General features: G+C 72.1%; 14 protein-coding genes. 6 read left to right on the plus strand and 8 right to left on the minus strand.

Going from position 1 to position 19,378, the window contains the following annotated elements; translation table 11 throughout:
- The 3 genes from AB0L37_RS27640 to AB0L37_RS27650 all read right to left on the minus strand — a co-directional run.
- On the minus strand, positions 1-398 hold a 398-nt coding region (locus AB0L37_RS27640), incomplete at its 3' end, for an alpha-amylase family glycosyl hydrolase (RefSeq protein ID WP_365510919.1).
- A 42-nt stretch (positions 399-440) separates the two neighbouring features.
- The gene (locus AB0L37_RS27645) at positions 441-2,924 is read right to left on the minus strand and encodes an alpha-1,4-glucan--maltose-1-phosphate maltosyltransferase (RefSeq protein ID WP_365510922.1); all 2,484 of its coding nucleotides are present in this window, start codon (positions 2,922-2,924) and stop codon (positions 441-443) included.
- A gap of 195 nt (positions 2,925-3,119) precedes the next feature.
- On the minus strand, positions 3,120-4,337 hold the full coding sequence (locus AB0L37_RS27650; RefSeq protein WP_365510924.1) for a S8 family peptidase: 1,218 nt from the start codon (positions 4,335-4,337) through the stop codon (positions 3,120-3,122).
- Positions 4,338-4,503: 166 nt separating this feature from the next.
- On the opposite strand from AB0L37_RS27650, the gene AB0L37_RS27655 reads away from it, so the two are divergent.
- The 4 genes from AB0L37_RS27655 (at position 4,504) to AB0L37_RS27670 (ending at position 8,979) form a co-directional block, all read left to right on the plus strand.
- Positions 4,504-5,079, plus strand: a complete 576-nt coding sequence (locus AB0L37_RS27655) for a 1,4-alpha-glucan branching protein (RefSeq protein ID WP_365510927.1) — start codon at positions 4,504-4,506, stop codon at positions 5,077-5,079.
- A gap of 24 nt (positions 5,080-5,103) precedes the next feature.
- Positions 5,104-5,553: a hypothetical protein gene (locus AB0L37_RS27660; protein ID WP_365510930.1), complete on the plus strand. Its 450-nt coding sequence runs from the start codon at positions 5,104-5,106 to the stop codon at positions 5,551-5,553.
- Positions 5,554-5,670: 117 nt separating this feature from the next.
- Positions 5,671-6,198, plus strand: coding sequence for a hypothetical protein (locus tag AB0L37_RS27665; RefSeq protein WP_365510933.1), 528 nt, complete (start codon positions 5,671-5,673; stop codon positions 6,196-6,198).
- A gap of 168 nt (positions 6,199-6,366) precedes the next feature.
- On the plus strand, positions 6,367-8,979 hold the full coding sequence (locus AB0L37_RS27670) for a glycosyltransferase family 1 protein (protein WP_365510936.1): 2,613 nt from the start codon (positions 6,367-6,369) through the stop codon (positions 8,977-8,979).
- An 80-nt stretch (positions 8,980-9,059) separates the two neighbouring features.
- On the opposite strand, the gene AB0L37_RS27675 is transcribed toward AB0L37_RS27670, so the two are convergent.
- The 5 genes from AB0L37_RS27675 to AB0L37_RS27695 all read right to left on the minus strand — a co-directional run bounded on the left by AB0L37_RS27675 (position 9,060) and on the right by AB0L37_RS27695 (position 18,078).
- Positions 9,060-10,634, minus strand: a complete 1,575-nt coding sequence (locus tag AB0L37_RS27675; protein WP_365510939.1) for a M4 family metallopeptidase — start codon at positions 10,632-10,634, stop codon at positions 9,060-9,062.
- 211 nt (positions 10,635-10,845) lie between these two features.
- Positions 10,846-14,319, minus strand: a complete 3,474-nt coding sequence (locus AB0L37_RS27680) for a serine protease (RefSeq protein ID WP_365510942.1) — start codon at positions 14,317-14,319, stop codon at positions 10,846-10,848.
- 31 nt (positions 14,320-14,350) lie between these two features.
- Positions 14,351-14,713 carry a trypco2 family protein gene (locus AB0L37_RS27685; RefSeq protein WP_365510944.1) on the minus strand — a complete coding sequence of 121 codons (363 nt, stop codon included), beginning with the start codon at positions 14,711-14,713 and terminating at the stop codon, positions 14,351-14,353.
- Positions 14,714-14,834: 121 nt separating this feature from the next.
- Positions 14,835-16,928 (minus strand): M4 family metallopeptidase, encoded by a 2,094-nt coding sequence (locus tag AB0L37_RS27690; protein WP_365510947.1) that lies wholly within the window; start codon positions 16,926-16,928, stop codon positions 14,835-14,837.
- Positions 16,929-17,346: 418 nt separating this feature from the next.
- Positions 17,347-18,078, minus strand: coding sequence for a hypothetical protein (locus AB0L37_RS27695; RefSeq protein ID WP_365510950.1), 732 nt, complete (start codon positions 18,076-18,078; stop codon positions 17,347-17,349).
- Between the two features lie 203 nt (positions 18,079-18,281).
- On the opposite strand from AB0L37_RS27695, the gene AB0L37_RS27700 reads away from it, so the two are divergent.
- Complete coding sequence (locus tag AB0L37_RS27700; protein WP_365510953.1) at positions 18,282-18,833, plus strand: sigma-70 family RNA polymerase sigma factor; 552 nt, start codon at positions 18,282-18,284, stop codon at positions 18,831-18,833.
- Between the two features lie 247 nt (positions 18,834-19,080).
- On the plus strand, positions 19,081-19,338 hold the full coding sequence (locus AB0L37_RS27705) for a hypothetical protein (protein ID WP_365510956.1): 258 nt from the start codon (positions 19,081-19,083) through the stop codon (positions 19,336-19,338).
- Positions 19,339-19,378 lie beyond the last annotated feature (40 nt).

Consider the following 19,378-nt stretch of genomic DNA (forward strand, 5'->3'; position numbering starts at 1 on the left):
CGGGACTGCTGGAACCACTCGTGCTGGTCACTCGTGTGGTTCATGACGAAGTCGATGATGACGCGCATCCCGCGCTGGTGCGCCGCGTCCACGAATTCGACGAAGTCGGCCAGGTCGCCGAATTCCGGCAGGACCGACGTGTAGTCCGAGACGTCGTAACCGCCGTCCCGCAAGGGGGACTTGAAGAAGGGTGGGAGCCAGAGGCAGTCGACGCCCAGCCACTGGAGATAGTCCAGTTTGGCCGTGATGCCCTTCAGGTCGCCGACGCCGTCGCCGTTGCTGTCCTGGAAGGAGCGGACGAGCACCTCGTAGAAGACGGCGCGTTTGAACCAGTCGGGGTCCCGGTCCTTGGCAGGGGTGTCCTCGAAGGTGTCCGGGACGGGCTCATTCATGATCATGGTGTGGGTGACCCTCCGAAATCCCTTGGTCTGCCAGAGAATTCATCGCGGCGTGGACGGTCGCAGGACGGTGAGGATGTGCGCGGGCGTGCGGCCCGGTTCGAGGCGCACATAGTTCGCCCTGCCCCAGTGGTAGGTGTCGCTGGTGAGCTCGTCGCGCACCGGCACGGACTCGTGCCAGCCGAGCCCGAGTTGCGGCATGTCCAACGAGACCGTGGCCTCCTGGGTGTGGTGCGGGTCGAGGTTCACGACCACCAGAACCGTGTTCGAGCCCGCCCGCTTCGAGTACACGATCACCTCGTCCTTGTCGGCGTGGTGGAAGTGCACCGGGCGCAGGGCGTGCAGGGCGGGGCTGCGCCTCCGGACGTCGTTGAGCGCGGTGATGAGCGGGGCGATCGTGCGCCCCTCGCGCTCGGCCGACTCCCAGTCGCGCGGCCGTAGTTCGTACTTCTCGGAGTGCAGATACTCCTCGCTGCCGGGGCGCAGCGGGGTGTTTTCGCACAGTTCGTAGCCGCTGTAGACACCCCACGAGGGGGAGAGCGTCGCGGCGAGCACGGCCCGCAGCTCGAAGGCCGGACGGCCGCCGTGCTGGAGGAACTCGTGCAGGATGTCAGGGGTGTTGACGAAGAAGTTCGGCCGCATGTACGAGGCCGCTTCACCGCTCAACTCCTCGACGTACTCGGTGAGTTCCTGCTTCGTGTTACGCCAGGTGAAGTACGTGTACGACTGCTGAAAGCCGGTCTGCGCCAGCGTGTGCATCATCGCGGGGCGGGTGAACGCCTCCGCCAGGAAGATCACGTCCGGGTCGGTGCGGTTGATGTCCGCGATCACCTGCTCCCAGAACGCGACCGGCTTGGTGTGCGGGTTGTCCACCCGGAAGATACGGACGCCGTGCGCCATCCAGTGGCGCAGCACCCGGGTCGTCTCGGCGAGAAGACCCGGCAGATCGCTGTCGAAGGCGATCGGGTAGATGTCCTGGTACTTCTTGGGCGGGTTCTCGGCGTACGCGATGGTGCCGTCCGCGCGGTGGTGGAACCAGTCCGGATGCTTCTGCACCCAGGGGTGGTCGGGGGAGCACTGGAGCGCGAAGTCGAGGGCGATCTCCAGGCCCAACCCGGTTGCCCGGGACACGAATGCGTCGAAGTCGTCCAGCGTGCCGAGGTCGGGGTGGATCGCGTCGTGGCCGCCCTCGTGCGAGCCGATCGCCCAGGGGACGCCGACGTCGTCGGGGCCCGGCGAGAGGCTGTTGTTCGGGCCCTTGCGGAAGGTCGTGCCGATGGGGTGGACCGGCGGCAGGTAGACGACGTCGAAGCCCATCGCGGCGATCGCCGGGAGCCGCTCGGCGGCCGTGGCGAACGTGCCGCTCACCGGAGGCTTGCCGGGCTCGACCACGGCACCCTCCGAGCGCGGGAAGAACTCGTACCAGGCGCCGTACAGGGCCCGTTCGCGCTCCACGAGGAGCGGCCACTCGTCGGAGGCGGTGACCAGGTCGCGCAGGGGGTGCCGGGAGAGGACCTCGTCGACGTCCGGTGTGAGGGCCGCGGCGAGCCGGGCGGCCGGGGCGCGGCCGGGGTCGCGGAGCGCGGCGGCGGCTTGCAGAACCGTTTCGCGCAGCTGTTCGGGGACGCCTTCGGCGGCGCGTTCGTAGAGCAACGCGCCCTCGTCCAGGACGAGTTCGGTGTCGATGCCCGCCGGTATCTTGATCTGCGCCGTGTGCCGCCAGGTCGACACCGGGTCGCTCCACGCCTCGACCCGGAAGTGCCAGGTCCCGGTCGTGTCGGCGGCGACATCGGCGCCCCAGCGGTCCGTGCCGGGGGCGAGTTCCCGCATCGGCGCCCACGGGCCCGTACGGCCGTCGGGGCCGCGCAGCACCACGTTCGCGGCGACGGCGTCGTGGCCCTCGCGGAACACGGTCGCCGTGACCGGGAAGGTCTCGCCCACGACGGCCTTCGCGGGGCGCCGGCCGTGGTCGATCACCGGGCGCACGTCGCGGATGGGGATGCGGCCGATGGTGGGGGCCGGGGACGGGGGCGGGGCGGATTCGGGGGCCGGGGATGTCGCGGCCGGGGCTTCCGCGGTGGGGGTCTTCGCGGCCGTCGCTTCTGCGGCGAGGGCCTTGGCGGCCGGGGCCTTCGACGTCTCCGAGGTCTTCGGAGGCCTCGTGGGCGATGAGGCCGACGAGGCCGACGTGGGTGACGCGGGTGACGTGGGTGTCGAGGACTGCGTGGCTTTCGCGGCCCTTGTGGTGGGCGTGGCCTTGGTGGCCTTGGTTGTCTTCGCGGCCTTTGTGGTCTGCGTGGTCCTGGTCGCCTTCGCGGTCTTCGCTGCCTTCGTGGTCTTCGGAGTCGTCGTGGCCTTCGTGGTCTTCGCCGTGGTGGCCTTCTTTCTGGGGGCGCCCTGGGGCGGGACCTTCTTCGCCGCCCTCTTCACGGGCTCGGCCGCCCTCTTCACGGGCTTCTCGGGCGCCGGTGACCCCTCCGGTGGCGTCGACGACGGCTCGGGGGGCATGGCGGGATGTGCGGGCATGACCGCTCCTGTCCGCGGAGGATTCGGGGGTTGCGGAAACGGGGTCGTGCGATGGTGCCGTACGGCGTACCGGGGGAGCCTTCCACGCTCGTCCGGCGGGCAATCCGGTGCTTTGTTAACTACTCGCGCGTAAGCACACACACAAGACCGGCCCCGCTCCGAGAGACGGGACCGGCCCATGAATTCACCTTTCCCTCAAGGGTTGTTGACCTGGAGCAACTTGTTGGGCGAACCGATCCCGGCGCCGGTCACCCTGCCCGGCACCGCCCGGTCGGCGAGTGCCTTGCTCACCTCCGCGGGCGTGGCCCCCGCGTGATCGGCGAGATACAGCGCGGCCGCGCCCGCGGCGTGCGGCGACGCCATGGACGTACCGGAGAAGGTGGCCTTCCCGGTGTCGCTCGCGTACGAGGCGGACGTGATGTCCACTCCGGGTGCGAACAGATCCAGGCGGGTACCCCAGTTCGAGAAACTCGCACGTGCGTCGTTCCGGCCGGTGGCGCCGACCGTGATCGCCTCCTTGACGCGGGCCGGTGAGTAGAAGTCCGCGGGGAGCCCGTCGTTGCCCGCCGCCACCGTGTACGTGACCCCGGACGCGATGGAGTTCCGTACGGCTGCGTCGAGTTGGGCGTTGGCGTAGCCGCCGAGGCTCAGGTTGGCGACGGCCGGCTTCCGCGCGTTCTTGGTCACCCAGTCGATCCCGGCGATGACCTGGGCCGTGGTGCCGGAGCCCTCGTCGTCGAGGACGCGGACGCCGACGACGTGCGCCTGCTTCGCCACGCCGTGGCTCTCGCCCGCGACGGTGCCGGCCACGTGGGTGCCGTGGCCGTTGCCGTCCTGGGCGACCGCGTCGTTCTCGACGAAGTCCCAGCCGCTGGAGGCCCGCCCGCCGAAGTCCTGGTGGGTGGTGCGGATGCCGGTGTCGATGACGTAGACGGTCACGCCGGCGCCCGCGGATTCGGGCCAGGTGTAGGACGTGTCGAGCGGCAGGTCGTTCTGGTCGATGCGGTCGAGCCCCCAGGAGGGCGGGTTCTTCTGGGTGTGGTCGAAGGCGACCTCGGAGTCCTGGACGACGGAGGCGACGTCGGGGTCGGCCGCGAGCCGTTTCGCCTGTGTCTCGTCGACCTTCACCGCGTATCCGTTGAGCGCCTTGCTGTAGGTGTGGCGTATTTTCGCCCCGTACTTCTCGGCGAGGTCCTTGCCCGCCTCGGACGGGGCCCTCGTTCCCCCCTTCAACGTCACGATGTAGCTGCCTGCCACGGCGCCGGGCTCGCCGGCGCCGAGTATCCGTCCCTGTGCGGGGGCGGCCTGAGCGGGCAGCGTGATGGCCGAAATCACTGCGGTCGTGGCGAGTGCGGTGAGCCCTCCGGCCCAGCGGGCCCGCCGCGTCCGCGTCACTGGCACGGTCACTGCCATGGATGAGTTCCCCTCCTCAACTCGGCGCAATATCACGCCAGTTGGCAGCCTTCCGTGTGGTGTGAAGTGCCACAAGGGCGTACGAGGGGGCGGAATCGGCCATATCGCCCGTGGAGCGGCGGTAAAGGTTGCGGCGGAATTCGGCCGAGTGCGTGAGGATGGCGGCATGGCGATCATCCACCACACCACGCTCAAGCCCACCAAGCTGGAACTCCTGGCCGACTGGCTCCCGAAGCAGCCCTGGTACCAGGGGTCCGGCGCACCGGAGTTGGCCAAGTCCGGCGGCTTCCGTCTGGACGACCCGGCGGGGGAGGTCGGCATGGAGTTCATGGCCGTGACCGACTCCTCGGGGCCGCGGCCGGTCACGTACCACGTGCCGATGACCTACCGGGGCGCCCCGCTGCCCGACGCGCCCGCGGACGCGCTCGTCGGCACCCTCGTGCACGGGGTGCTCGGTGACCGCTGGGTCTACGACGGGACCCGCGACCCGGTCCTGCTCGCGCAGGTGACCGCCCTGCTCAAGGGTGAAGTCCCGGCGCACGCGCAGAGCGTGGACGGGGAACTGGACGGGACCGTACGGGCCCGGATCGAGGACGCGGCCGGTGAAGTACGGCCGGAATTCGTGCGGCTCCTCGATGCGGGGGCGGACGCGCCGGGTGCGCGGGGCGAGGTGAGCGCCGAGTGGTCGGACGGGAACGGTGGCCGGGTGCGGGGCGTCTTCGTCGTCGTACGGGGTGAGTGAACGGATCTGCCGCGGGGGTGGCGTGTGCTGGGTGACCTGCTGACCGCACCGGTCGAATGGGTTCTGGACCGGACGGCGGGGCGCGCAGTGACGTCCTTCGTGCTGCGCCGCCGGGCCCGGGCCGACGCGCGCGACCTGGCCAGGGCCGAGGCCGGCCTGCCCGCGTCCCTGCCGTGCGCGGTGCGCGGGCCCGCCGGAGCGGGCGGGGCCGACCGGGTCCTCGGGCACGGGTGGCTGCGGGTGAACGACGGGGAGCCGCGCTGGTGGGGCGAGATGGGGCGGGGCGAACTCGCGCTGGCGCGCGGTGACTTCAGGTGCGTCGAGCGGCGCGCCGCGCCCGGCCTCCCCGGGTCCGTGTCGCTGCTGCTGCGCGGTCCCGGCGGGGACGTGACGGAGCTGGTCGTGGCCGAGGGCGCGGCGCCCGTCGTGCTCCGGCTGCTGACGGAGCCGCCCGGCGCGAGCGTCGAGCGCTGAGCTCCGGGGCGCGCGCTACCGCGGGGCCGTACGGTCTGTCATCGTTGCTCTGCTGTCCGTGATCGTCGGGCGGCGGCCTGATGCGCACGTGAAGACCGACATGGGGAGAGAGTTCTGATGAGAGCGACACGACGGCTCGCCGGACTGTTCAGCACAGCGGCGCTCGCCGTGGGGGCCCTGCTCGGCGCCGCGGCCGTCCCGGCGCAGGCGTACAGCCCGAACCCGGCCGTGAGCTCCTACTACCGCGACACCGACGGCTGTCCGTGCAGCGGCGGCACGCTCGACGACCCGTTCGACGGCACGTACTTCGCGTACGACGCGGGTGGCTACGCCGTGAAGCTGGAGCTGAACCAGGGCGGTTCGTTCGTCGGCAAGGTCGAGTTCCACCCGAACGACGAGAAGCTGTGGGTGTACGACACGAAGAACGACGGTGACACGTTCTACGTGCAGATCTCGTACACGTCGGGCGGCACCACGCACAACCTCGGCACGGTCACCGCGCCGGGCACCGACGCCGTCATGGACTACGTGGTCAAGGACTACGACATCCCCGAGGGCGCGTACGTCGACATCTCCGTGTACGACGACGCGGGGCTCGGCGACTACATCGGCGGGGCGCGCGGTACCGGCGCCGCCATCGCCTGACGCGACAGCGGCGCGCACCGTGCTCCCGGTGCGCGCCGTGGCCCGCGGCTGCCCGGCCCACTACCGTCGGGGGGTGACGCCAGGGCCGTACGACGACGTACGCCCACGGAAAACCCCCGACCGACCGCCGACACCCCCCGCTGAACGCGCGAAAGGGGAACCGGATCCGTGAAGGCCATCCGTCGATTCACCGTCCGCCCGGTCCTGCCCGAACCACTCGCCCCGCTCCACGAGTTGGCCCGCAACCTGCGCTGGTCGTGGCATGCCGGCACCCGTGATCTCTTCGCCGCCGTCGACCCCGCGGTCTGGGCCGCGTCCGACGGCGACCCGGTGCGGCTGCTCGGCAGCGTGCCGACCGCCCGGCTCGCCGAACTCGCCGCCGACGAAGGGTTCCTGGCCCGGCTCAGCGAGGTCGCCGACGATCTGCGCGGCTATCTGCACGACGACCGCTGGTACCAGACGCAGAGCGCCGAACCCCCCTCCGCCGTCGCCTACTTCTCGCCCGAGTTCGGCATCACCGCCGCCCTTCCGCAGTACTCCGGCGGCCTCGGCATCCTCGCGGGCGACCACCTCAAGGCGGCCAGCGACCTCGGGGTGCCCCTCATCGGCGTAGGACTGCTGTACCGGCACGGCTACTTCCGGCAGTCGCTGTCGCGGGACGGCTGGCAGCAGGAGACGTACCCGGTCACCGACCCGAACGAGCTGCCCCTCGCGCTGCTGCGGGAGTCCGACGGCACGCCCGCGCACGTCGCGCTCGCGCTGCCCGGCGGGCGACGGCTGCTCGCCCGCGTCTGGCTGGCGCAGGTCGGCCGGGTGCCGCTGCTCATGCTGGACTCGGACGTCGAGGAGAACGACGTCCACGAACGCGAGGTGACCGACCGGCTGTACGGCGGCGGCAGCGAGCACCGGCTGCTCCAGGAGATGCTGCTCGGGATAGGCGGTGTGCGCGCCGTGCGCACGTACTGCCGGATCACCGGCCACCCCGCCCCCGAGGTCTTCCACACGAACGAGGGCCACGCCGGGTTCCTCGGCGTCGAGCGGATCGCCGAACTCACCGCCGACGGGCTCGACTTCGACACCGCGCTCGAAGCCGTCCGGGCCGGCACCGTCTTCACCACGCACACACCCGTCCCGGCCGGCATCGACCGCTTCGACCGCGAGCTCGTCGCCCGGCACTTCGGCTCCGCCGCCGAACTCCCCGGCCTCGACGTGCAGCGGATCCTCGGCCTCGGCATGGAGACGTACCAGGGCGGCGACCCGAACGTCTTCAACATGGCGGTGATGGGCCTCAGGCTGGCGCAGCGCGCCAACGGCGTCTCCACGCTCCACGGCTCGGTCAGCCGCGGCATGTTCGCGGGCCTGTGGCCGGGGTTCGACGCCGAGGAGGTCCCCATCACCTCCGTCACCAACGGGGTGCACGCCCCGACCTGGGTCGCCCCCGAGGTCTTCCGGCTCGGCGCCCGCCAGATCGGCGAACGGCGCACCGAGGACGCCCTGTCGGTCGGCGGCTCGGACCGCTGGGACGCCGTCGGCGACATCCCCGACCAGGACATCTGGGAGCTGCGCAGGTCACTGCGGGCCCAACTCGTCGACGAGGTCCGCACCCGGCTCGCCGCCTCCTGGCGCCAGCGCGGCGCGGGCGCGGCCGAACTCGGCTGGGTGGACGGCGTGTTGGACCCCGACGTCCTCACCATCGGCTTCGCGCGCCGCGTCCCGTCCTACAAGCGCCTTACGCTGATGCTGCGCGACCCGGACCGGCTCATGCGGCTCCTTCTCGACGAGGAACGCCCCGTTCAGATCGTCGTCGCGGGCAAGGCTCACCCGGCGGACGACGGCGGCAAACGCCTCGTCCAGGAACTGGTCCGCTTCACCGACGACCCGCGCGTGCGCCACCGCATCGTCTTCCTGCCCGACTACGGCATGGCGATGGCGCAGAAGCTCTACCCCGGCTGCGACATCTGGCTCAACAACCCGCTCAGGCCCCTCGAAGCCTGCGGCACCAGCGGCATGAAGGCGGCGCTCAACGGCTGCCTCAACCTCTCCGTCCTGGACGGCTGGTGGGACGAGTGGTTCGAGCCGGACTTCGGCTGGGCGATCCCCACGGCCGACGGCACGGCGACCGACGAGCACCGCCGCGACGACCTCGAAGCGGCCGCGCTCTACGACCTGTTGGAGCGCCGGGTCGCCCCCCGCTTCTACGAACGCGGACCCGAGGGTCTGCCCGACCGCTGGATCGAGATGGTCCGCCAGACCCTGACCCACCTCGGCCCGAAGGTCCTCGCCGGGCGCATGGTCCGCGAGTACGTCGAGCGGCTCTACACCCCCGCCGCGCACGCCGACCGGGCCATGACCCCCGACGCGGCGCGGGAGTTGGCGTCCTGGAAGACCCGCATCCGGGCGGCGTGGCCGCGCGTCGCGGTCGACCACGTCGAGGCGGCCACGCCCGCCGCCGAACTCGGCGCGACCCTCGCCCTCCATGTCCGCGTCGCGCTCGGCGAGCTGGCCCCCGACGACGTGGAGGTCCAGGCCGTCGCGGGCCGCGTCGACGGCGAGGACCGCATCGCGGACGGCGTCACGGTCCCCCTCAAACCGGTCGCGGGCCCCGACGCAGAGGGCCGCTGGTCGTACGAGGGCCCCCTCTCCCTGGACCGCACGGGCCCCTACGGCTACACGGTCCGCATCCTGCCGACGCACCGCCTGCTGGCGTCGCCGGCGGAGACGGGTCTCGTGACGGTGCCTTCGGAGGAGGTGAGTGAGGGGGGTGGGGTGTTGATGCGGTGACCTCGGCCGGTGTCCGTGCGTGCTGTGGCCGGACGGCGCACTCGCTCCGCCGCCCGGCCACACCACCCGTACCGGTACCGCTACTTGACGTTCACGCCCGCCCAGGCCGCCGCCACGGCCTTGTACTCCGCCGAGTCGGCGCCGTACAGGTCGGACGCCGCGCTGAGCGTGCCCGTGCGCGCCTTCGCGTAGTTGGTGCTCGACGTGAAGTACGTCGTCAGGGCCTTGAACCAGATCTTCTCGGCCTTGTCGCGGCCGATGCCGGTGACCGTGGAGCCGTCGGACGTCGGGGAGTCGTAGGCGACGCCGTTGATCGTCTTCTTGCCGCTGCCCTCGCTGAGCAGGTAGAAGAAGTGGTTCGCGATGCCGGACGAGTAGTGGACGTCGACGTTGCCCGCGCCCGTCTTCCAGGCGTCGAGCGACGAGCCGTCCTTGCTCGGCTTGTCCATGTAGCGCAGCGGGGAGCCGTCGCCGTTGATGTCGATCTTCTCGCCGATGAGGTAGTCGCCGACGTCGGAGGCGTTCTTCGCGTAGAACTCGACCGACGTGCCGAAGATGTCGGACGTCGCCTCGTTCAGGCCGCCGGACTCACCGCTGTAGACCAGGCCGGCCGTCGCGGCCGTGACGCCGTGGCTCATCTCGTGCGCGGCCACGTCGATCGACGTGAGCGGCTTGGCGTTGCCGTCGCCGTCGCCGTACGTCATGCAGAAGCAGCTGTCGTCCCAGAACGCGTTGACGTACGCGTTGCCGTAGTGGACCCGGGAGTAGGCGCCCTTGCCGTCGCCGTTGATGCCGCTGCGGCCGTGCACGCTCTTGTAGTAGTCCCAGGTGACCTGGGCACCGTAGGCCGCGTCGACGCCGGCGGTCGCCGCGTCGTTCGTCGTCCCGTCGCCCCACTTGTCGTCGGCGTCGGTGAACAGCGTGCCCTTGCCGGACGAACCGTGCTTGAGGTCGTACGTGGAGTGGCCGCCGCGCGTCGCGTCCGTCAGGGAGAAGGACGAGCCCGAGCCGCTCGTGCCGATCTCGACGCTGCCGCTGTACTGCGACTCGCCCGTGCCGGTGTGGATCGCGTCGTACTCGTAGATCTTCTTGCCGGTCGCTGCGTCCGTGATGACGTGCAGCTTGCTCGGCGTGCCGTCCTTCTGCGTGCCGGTGACGACCTTCTCGTACGCGAGTCTCGGCGTACCGGTCGCGGCCCAGACGACCTTGCGGGCGCCGGACGGGGCCGCCTTGAGGGAGACGCCGGTGGTGGCGACGTCGATCGACTTGGACGTCGCGCGGGTCACACCCTCGCGCTTGCCCGCCTTGGTCTCGTGGACGACGAGGTCGCCGCCGAGGACCGGGAGGCCGTCGTAGGTCCGCTCGTAGCGGGTGTGGGTCGTGCCGTCGCGGTCCTTGACGACGTCACGGACGACGAGCTTTTCCTTCGAGTCGAGCTTCAACTCGCGTGCTGTGGCTGCCGAGTCGGCGCTCGCGTCCTTGATCAGGTCGGCGCGGGCGGAAGCGCTCAGGGCCAGTGGGGTGGCCGCGGGCGCGGACGGCTCGGCGGAGGCGCCGGTCGTGGTGAAGGCGGTGGAGAGGAGCGCGCCGGCGGCAACGGCCGTGGCGATGGCGAGAGTTGTCCTGCGGGACGTACGGGATATGTGGGGGGTCACGAAGAAAGCTCCTTGTGGGATGTGGGGGGGGTGAGCTTTGCCGTGCGGGTGGTGCGGGTCGTACTGGTCTTGCGGGTCGTACGGGGCGTGCGGGAAAACTGTGGCAGTTGAGGGGTGTACATGTCATGTACGTGATCGCAGGTTGGCCGGAATTCGTCCGTTGAGCGAAAGCTGCCGCACGCATTGCGAACGCGGAGCGGGAGCGGACCGCTCAGGGGAGAGGCGTGAAGCCGAGGGACTCGTACATGGCTTCGAGATCCCTGAGCGCCGGCGCCTTGGCACCGGTCAGGATGTCGCTGAGTTCCTCGCCCGACAGGACGGCGCGGAACGCCTCCTGATCCTCGCGGCGCGGATCGACCTCGGGCACGGGGACCAGCGGCGGCACACGCAGCTCGGCCTCGAAGGGGCGCAGGCTCACCCGCAGCCGGATCCCCGCCCACTGCCGCAGCCGCGCGCGGGCCCGGGCCCGGCGCGTGCGGCGCAGCCAGGCGCGGTGGGTCCGCGCGCGGCCCTCGGCGACCAGGGCGTCCGCCTCGCGCGTCAGCTCCAGCCACTGGAGGGCGCTCGCACCCGCGAACAGGGTCAGGTCGGCGATCTCGCGCAGCAGCGCCTGGATGACGTCGTCGAACTCCCCGGGCCCGCGGGCGAGCCGGCGGTACAGGAGGACGGCCGTGACCGCGCTGCGGACCGCCTCCTTGCGCCGGCCCGCGGCGGCGAACACCACGGCTCTGCTGCGCAGGACGCGGGCCAGGGTCGGGCGGTGGATGACCGGCTGGTTCTCCGCCAGTTGCAGGGCGACCCGCAGGCACTCGTCGATCACCTCGCACGCCCCCTGGTACGAGGTGTGCGCCACGAGTTCCAGCGCCTGATTGTGCAGCGACTCCACCAGGCCCGGCAGATAGGCGTCCGGCTGGACCTGGGCGAGTCTGCGCCGGATGAGCACGGCGCGGGTCACGGCCCGCAGGCCCTCCTGGTCCGCCGCCTCCGCCGACACGACGTCGAAGCCGAGCACGATCCGGTTCGCGGTGTTGTGCAGCGCGGCGGCGAGCAGGGCGAGATGGTGGCGGGTGGGCCGCTCCTCCGCCAGGTCGTCGAGGATGCGCACCGCCTCCTGGCTGACGATGAGCGCCTCGGCCGCCAGCTGACGCGAAGCCAGCACCACCGAGAGGTTGTTGAGCGCCTGCCCCAGGCGGGCCCGGTGCGCCATGCTCTCGGCCGGGGTGCGCGCGGCCTTCGCGTCGGCCACCAGGCGCCGGTTGACCCGCACGGCCTCCGCGCAGTCCGCCATCGCCTCCTGGTGGCGGCCGAGTTCGGAGAGCGCGCCCCATCGCACGCCCAGGGACTCGGCCATGAGCGGGAGGTACCCGGCCGCGTCGCCGCGGCTCAGCCCCCGGTAGAGCTGGATGGCCCGGCTGCTCGACTCCACCGCGTCGGACCAGCGGCGCACCGAACACAGCCGGACCGCGAGATTGTGCTCGGCGCGGGCCAGGCCGGCCTTGGCCCGCGCGGGAGCGAGTGCGAGGTCGCCGCCGGACAGCCGCAGCCGGCGGCGGTGGGCGCGGGCCAGCCGCTGGGCGAGACCGAGGGCCTGTTCGCCGAGCAGTCTGCTGCGGTCGGGCACCGCCGCGTGCAGGGTCTCCAGCAGGTCGAGGGGCAGGTCGCGCCGCCGGGCCAGCCGCTGGAGGGCGTCGAGGAGGAAGCCGGGGTTCTCCGAGCGGCCCGCCACGACCACGGCGGGCACCGCGAGCGACTCGGGGTGCGCCACGACCAGTTTCGCCACGCGCTCGGGCAGGTCCGGGCACGGGCAGGCGGGCTGGGCCGCCGCCCGGGCGAGCACGGTCAGGGCCCGCTCGGCCGCACGGCCGGTCAGCCGCGGCAGCAGTCCGGTGAGCAGCGCGGCGTTGTCCCTGATCCGCAGGGCGACGTGGTACTCACCGAGCAGATCCGGTTCGAGCGCCCCCCAGCACGCTCCCTCGGCGGGCGGGTAGAGCGTGCACAGCCACTCGATCAGCGCGTCCACGACCTCGGCGCCCAGGCCGAGGAGACTGCCGAGCAGGGCGCGTGCGTGCTCCATGTCGTCGGCCCGGGTGAGGGTGGCCGCCGCGACAGCGTCGGCCAGGACGCCGGTCCCGAGCCCGTCGAGTGCGGCCCAGGCCCCGGCCGTCCGCTTCCAGTACCGCCGTTCGTGGTCGAGGAGTTCGGCCTGGACGTCGCGCTGCTGCCGGGCGGGGCGGGGCCGGGCTCCGGCCGCCCTGGTCTGCCGGTCGGCGGCCGTCAGCAGGTCGAGCAGGGCCCGCATCTGCAACTGAAGCGCGGAGCCGCTCGCCAGGTCGGCGGCGGGCTGCGCCAGTACCGAGCGTGCCACCGAGGGCCAGTCGGCACGGGCGTACTCCGGCAGCTGTCGCAGACCGGGCAGGCGGCGGGCGAGCGCGGTGACGGCGCCGCGGTACATGTCGACGCGGGCGCCGTACGAGCCCGCGACGTCGCTGAGTTCGACGGTGTCGGCCCCGCCGAGCACGCCGGAGCTGCGCGGTGTGGCGCCGGGCAGTTGCTCCCACCACTCGCCCGCGCTCCGTGCGATGAGCACCATGCGGACCGGATGGTGTCCGCCGCGTGCTTCCAGCGTCTCGACGACCGTGCCGACCAGCTCCGGACTGGTCTCGGCGTAGTCCATGACCAGCAGCATCCGGTGGTCGACCGTCGTCAACGCCTTGAGGGAGCGCAGGAGTTCGGACCGGTCCGCGTCCGACTCGCGCAGCTGCGCGGTCACCCAGCCGTCGGCGGCGAGCCGCGCCGACAGCTCACGGGCGAACCGCGACTTGCCCTGCCCGCCGCGGCCGGTGATGAGCCGGGTGGCGAGGCCCCCGCCCTCCTCGCACCACTGCGCGAACTCCCGCAGCTCGTCGGTCCGGCCGGTGAAGGCGACCACCTCGGCCTGCGGGCGCAGCAGCTCCGAGGGCAGCCGGGGCGCGCGCAGCGGCACGGCCGGCTCGCACAGCGCCTCCAGCTCGACGGCTTCGGCGACGGGCGCGCTGCCCAGCTCCCGGTGGAGCAGCGCACGCAACTCCGGGTCGCGCAGCATGACGTGCAGCGGTACGGCCTCCAGCTTGCCGTGCTTCCAGTGCGCCAGGTCGACCGTGACGACGCCGCACAGCAGCGGCCCGCTCCACAGCGCCGCACCCGACAGGCCGCTCCACGGGGAGGCCTCGAGCGCGGCCGGGGCCCGGTCGACGCTCAGCTCCCAGCGCTCGCCCAGCATTCCGTCGCCGGGGCTGACCGTGCCCGACACCTGTGCCGTCTCCATGCCCTCGGGCCGCCGAACGCCCTGGACCCGGGCGAAGCCGAGCGTGTGCGCGGGCCGGCCGGCCTCCAAGGTCACGAACCGGCCGAAGCGGACGGGGGAGCCGCCCGCGTCCGCCGGCCAGTGCTCGGGCGCGATCCGGAGCACCGCCGCGTCGAGCCCGGCCGGGCGGCCGTCCCAGGCGACGCGGGCCGGGACGAGCCGCCGGTCGCCGAACAGCTGGACCTGTACATGGGCTCCGCCGGGGGCGAGCGCGGCGGTCTGCGGCTGGAGGGCGTGGCCCGCCGTCAGGACGAGGTGCGGTGCGATCACGCAGCCGGAACTGAGGCGCGCGTGCTTGCCCTTGACCGTCGCGCGGACGGCGACCAGGCGGTTGCGGTTCATGAGAGGCCGTCCGGTCCTCGCGCGACGGGGTTCAGGACGCGGAGGGCGGGGTGAACAGGGCCGCCGGTTCGCCGTCCACGTCGTCCGCGGCCTCGTCCAGGGGGTCCTGGTCGTGCGAGATCTCGACGGACGTGCCGTCGGCCCGCTTCGGCACGAGGGTCACCGACACGGTGTGGGTCCGGGAGCGCCCGGCGCTCGCCTGCGCCTCACCCGACACCACCCAGGCCTTGAAGCCGGCCTTTGCGCTCGCGTCCCGGTGCATCTCCACCGCGAACTCCATGCCGACCGTGCCCACTTCGAACCGGATCCCCGACCGGGCTCCGGCGGCCGCGGCCCGCTGCAGTTCGTCGCGTACGAGTTGTACGGCGGCGGCCAGTTCCAGTTCTTCACGCATGGCGTCCCCCTGAGTCACGATCACAGGTTGCCAGACCGCGGGGTCCGGCACCGCACGAACGGGCGCGCCGCCCCGGGGAGTTGAACCTCCGGTGCGACGCGCCCCGCTGTGCGGTCCGTGCTTACGGGAACGTCAGCTTGAAGCTGTTGATGTAGCCCGTGTCCTGCGCGCCGAGGTCCTGGACCTTCAGCTTCCAGGTGCCGTTCGCGACCTCCGTCGAGGCGTTGACCGTGTACGTGGTCTGGATGTTGGGCGTGGAGTCGTACGCCGACGAGTGCAGCCGGTACGTCTTCCCGCTCGGGCCGACCAGGTCGACCTGGAGGTCACCGCTCCAGGTGTGCACGATGTCGACGCCGACCTTGAGGGTGGACGGCGCGTTGCCGCTCACGCCGGAGACGGTCAGCGACGAGGTGACGGCCGCGCCCGGGTAGTCCGGGATCGCCACGTCCGTGTCGTTGGTGAACGTCTTGCCGGTGCCCGGGTCGGTGCCGCCGGAGCGGGCGCCCACGTTGATCGCGGCGAACGCGTCCTGGACGGCCTTGTACTCGGCGGACGTCGTCCCGTACAGCTCACCGGCCGCCGCGAGGGCACCGGTGCGGGCGCCCGCGTAGTTGGTCGTCGACGTGAACTTCGTGGTCAGCGCCTTGAACCAGATCAGCGCCGCCTTGTCGCGGCCGATGCCGGTGACCGGAAGGCCGTCACTGGTCGGCGAGTTGTAGGTGACCCCGTTGATCGTCTTCGTCCCGCTGCCCTCGCTGAGCAGGTAGAAGAGGTGGTTCGCCGGGCCCGACGAGTAGTGCACGTCGATCGAGCCGATCCCCGAGTACCAGGAGTCCTTGGACGCGCCGTCCTTGCTCGGCTTGTCCTGGTAGCGCAGCGGGGTGCCGTCGCCGTTGATGTTGATCTTCTCGCCGATGAGGTAGTCGCCGACGTCGGTCGGGTTGTTGGCGTAGAACTCGACGGCCGTCGCGAAGATGTCGGACGTCGCCTCGTTCAACCCGCCGGACTCACCGGAGTAGTTGAGGCCCGCGGTGTTCGAGGTGACGCCGTGCGTCATCTCGTGCGCGGCCACGTCGATCGACGTCAGCGGGTGCGTGTTGCTGGTGCCGTCGCCGTACGTCATGCAGAAGCAGCTGTCGTCCCAGAACGCGTTGACGTACGCGTTGCCGTAGTGCACCCGGCTGTACGCCCCGACGCCGTCGCCGCGGATACCGGTGCGGCCCTGCACGTTCTTGTAGTAGTCCCAGGTCAGCGCGGCGCCGTAGTGAGCGTCGGCGGCGGCCGTCTCGGTGTTGGACGCCGATCCGTTGCCCCACACGTCGTCGGAGCCCGAGTAGAGCGTGCCGGTGCCGGACGTGCCGCGGTTCAGGTTGTACGTCTTGTGGCCGCCGCGCGCGGTGTCGTTGAGCGTGTACGACGATCCGGACAGCGCGGTGCCGAGGGTGACGGTGCCGCTGTACTGGGTGTTGCCGGTGCCGTTCTCGATCGCCTGCCACTCGTGGAGCTTCTTGCCGGTGGTGGCGTCGGTGATGACGTGCAGTTCGTTCGGGGTGCCGTCGTCCTGGAGTCCGCCGACCACCGTCTCGTACGCGAGCGTGGGCTGCCCCTTGGTGGCCCCCTGCCCCAGCCACACGACCTTGCGCGGCGCGCGGTCGGCCTCGGTCTTCTTCGAGCCGTCGGCCTTCGCCAGTTTCACCGCCTGCGCCTCGGCGGTCGCGGGCTTCACGTCGGCGCTCGTGTCGACGCCCTTGAGCTGGGCCTTCGACGCCTTGGTGACGCCCTGCTCGGTGCCCGACTTCGAGGCGTCCACGATCAGGTCGCCGCCGAGGACCGGCAGTCCGTCGTAGGTCCGCTCGTAGCGGGTGTGCGTGGTGCCGTCGCGGTCCTGGAGCACGTCCCGTACGACGAGCTTCTCCTTGGCGCCGAGGCCGAGTTCCTTCGCGGTCTCGGACTTCGCCTTGGTGGTGTTGGCCGCGCGCAGCAGTTCGGCGCGCTTGGCGGGGGAGAGCTTCACGGGCAGGGCGCCCGGGTCGGCGCCGCGGGCGGCGTTCGACGTGGCCTGCGCGGCCGGGCTCGCGTCCCGGGCCTCGGCGGCGGTGGCCGGACCCGACTGGACGGCGACGGCGAGCAGCGCGGCGACGGCGCCGGCGGCCGCGGCAGCGGTGGCGCGGCGCCTACGACGGGAGGGTCTGTGGGAGGTTGAGGTGCTGGTCAACGCTTGACTCCTTCTGCGTGGCCGCTTGGGTGGGCGGCCAGTGGGGAACGGGCGGCGGGTGGCCGACCGGGCAGAACGCAGTGCAGGCGGTGCGGGTGGTGCGCTGGAACGAGGGGAAGAGTGGCAGCAGAGAGCGCCGTCTGTCAGGAGCGCTTCAAGAGGTTGGCCGGAAATGGTCCGGTGCGCGGGGAGCCGTGTTCGATATGCGGGGCGGGTCCGTGATGACCTGCGCGGGGGCGCGGTGAAGCCCCCGTCACCGCGCCCACCTCGGGGGACGCGGCCGGGCGCGGGCCGGAGACGTTGTCCGGAACGGGTGGGTCCGCGGAGGGAACGGGGGCCGGAGGTGCATGTGGGGGCAAGGGGGCGGAGAGGGGCCGCGGGGACGGCCGTGGCTGTTTTTAGCCGGTGCCGCCCGGCCTCACTCCTCGCGCGGGTCGATCCACAACGCCTCGCCGGCCGCGCACAGTTCACCGTCCGCAGCCACGACGGCCATCCCGTAGCCGTGTTTGCGGCCCGATTCCTCGCGCACCCACGCGTACACGACGTGCGGCTCGCCGGCGCGCACCGGGCGCGGCAGCGTCGCCGTGAGCGAGGCGGTCATCGCCCCGACCCGCTGCGAACCGAGCAGCCGGCCCGCCCAGTTGCCCGGGCAGTCCAGGGCGCCCCACACGAGCTCCGGCGCCACCGTGCCGTCCGGGCCCGCGTGCGCCGCGTCCGGCGTCCAGTCGCAGGCCACGACGTCGTCCCGGTTCTCGACGCGGCCGCAGTGCATGCGCAGCCCGGTGCTCGCGGTGCGGCCGAAACCGCATCCGAAACAGTCGGGGCCGGCCTCCTCAGGCGGCGTCGCGTCCCGCAGCGCCTGCGCCGCGCGGGCCGCTTCCGCGAGGGTCGGCGGGGCGGGCGGTGCGGTGTCGGCGAGGCCGGCGGCGGGGACGGCGATGGCCAGAACGCGTCCGTCCGCGTGCCTCAACTCGACGCCGCCGCCGTCGAGTCCGGCCCGTACGACCGCGGTCTCCACGGGGACGGGGCCGCGGAAGTCGACGCGTACGGCCTTGCTCGCGACGCCCTCGGCGAGCCGCCCGGCGACGTAGCCGCCGAACGCGATGCGGTCGTATCCCTGGTAGAGGCCCGGCACACTGAACTGGTCCATGGGCCTTATGTGATCACCTTTCCCCGCGCACGTGAATCCCGGCCCGAATCCTTTTGTGCCGGCGGTGTCTCTCATGGGTGAGTCTCGTAGCACCCACCACCGGGAGGACCCCATGACCACCACCGTCGTCATCGCCGCCGCGGCCGTCGCGCTGCTGGTGTGCGCCTGCACCGTGACGCTGCGGCGCCGCCGGAGGAGCGGGCGTGGCTGACCGGAACCCCTGGCCCGGCGCGACGCTCGTCGCCGCGGCGCAGCGCGGTGACGTGGAGGCGCTCACCGCGCTGGTGTACGGCTCGTTCCCGCACGTGCAGCGGTTCGCGCACTCGCTGTGCGCCACGCCCCAGGACGCGGAGGACGCCGCGCAGGAGGCGCTGATCATCCTGTACCGGCGGATCGGGATGCTGCGGGCCTCCGGGGCGCTGGCCTCGTGGATGTTCCGGATCGTCCGCAACGAGTGCCTGCGCCGTACGCGCGGGCTGCTGCGCCCCGAACCCGATGAGCGGGGCGTCGTACGGTCCGCCGAGGACGACGCGCTCCTGCGCCTGGAGGCGGACCGGGTCGTGGCCGCCGTCGCCGCGCTGCCGGACGACCAGCGCCGGGTCCTGGTCCTGCGGGACATCCAGGGACTGCCCGGCCGCACCGTGGCCGACCGGCTCGGCCTGAGCACCGCCGCCATGAAGTCCCGCCTGCACCGGGCCCGTTCGGCGGTACGCGACGAACTGGCCGCGACGAGGGGAACCGACGATGACACCTGATCCGACGATGACGGCTGGTCCGGCGATGACGGCTGGTCCGGCGATGACGGTCGGCCCGACGAGGACGGCTGGTCCGGCGATGACGGTCGGCCCGACGAGGACGGCTGGTCCAGCGATGTCACCTGATCCGACGATGACACCTGATCCGACGAGGACGGCTGGTCCAGCGATGACGGCTGGTCCGGCGAGGACGGCTGGTCCGGCGAGGACGGTCGGTCCGGCGACGACACCTGATCCGCCCGCGCCCGTGTCGAAGCGCGGCTTCGGAAGTAGCTCCGTCCCGCGTCATCTGGCCCGGGGCGTCGTCGGGTTCGGTGCGCTGGCCGGGGCACTTGCCCTGCTCCCCGTCGTCGGGTGGGCGAGTCTGCTGCTCGCCCCCGTCGGTCTGGTCGCGCTGCGTGGCTGCCCGATGTGCTGGGTGATCGGCCTCGCGGAAACCGTCTCGGCGGGCCGCCTGCGCCGCACCTGCACGGACGGGGTCTGCGAACTGCGCAGGGCGGTGTGAACCCGGTGCTGCGGCGGGGCGCCCGGCCCCGCCGCAGCAC

This window comes from Streptomyces sp. NPDC052225 (assembly GCF_040679615.1).
Classification (GTDB): domain Bacteria; phylum Actinomycetota; class Actinomycetes; order Streptomycetales; family Streptomycetaceae; genus Streptomyces.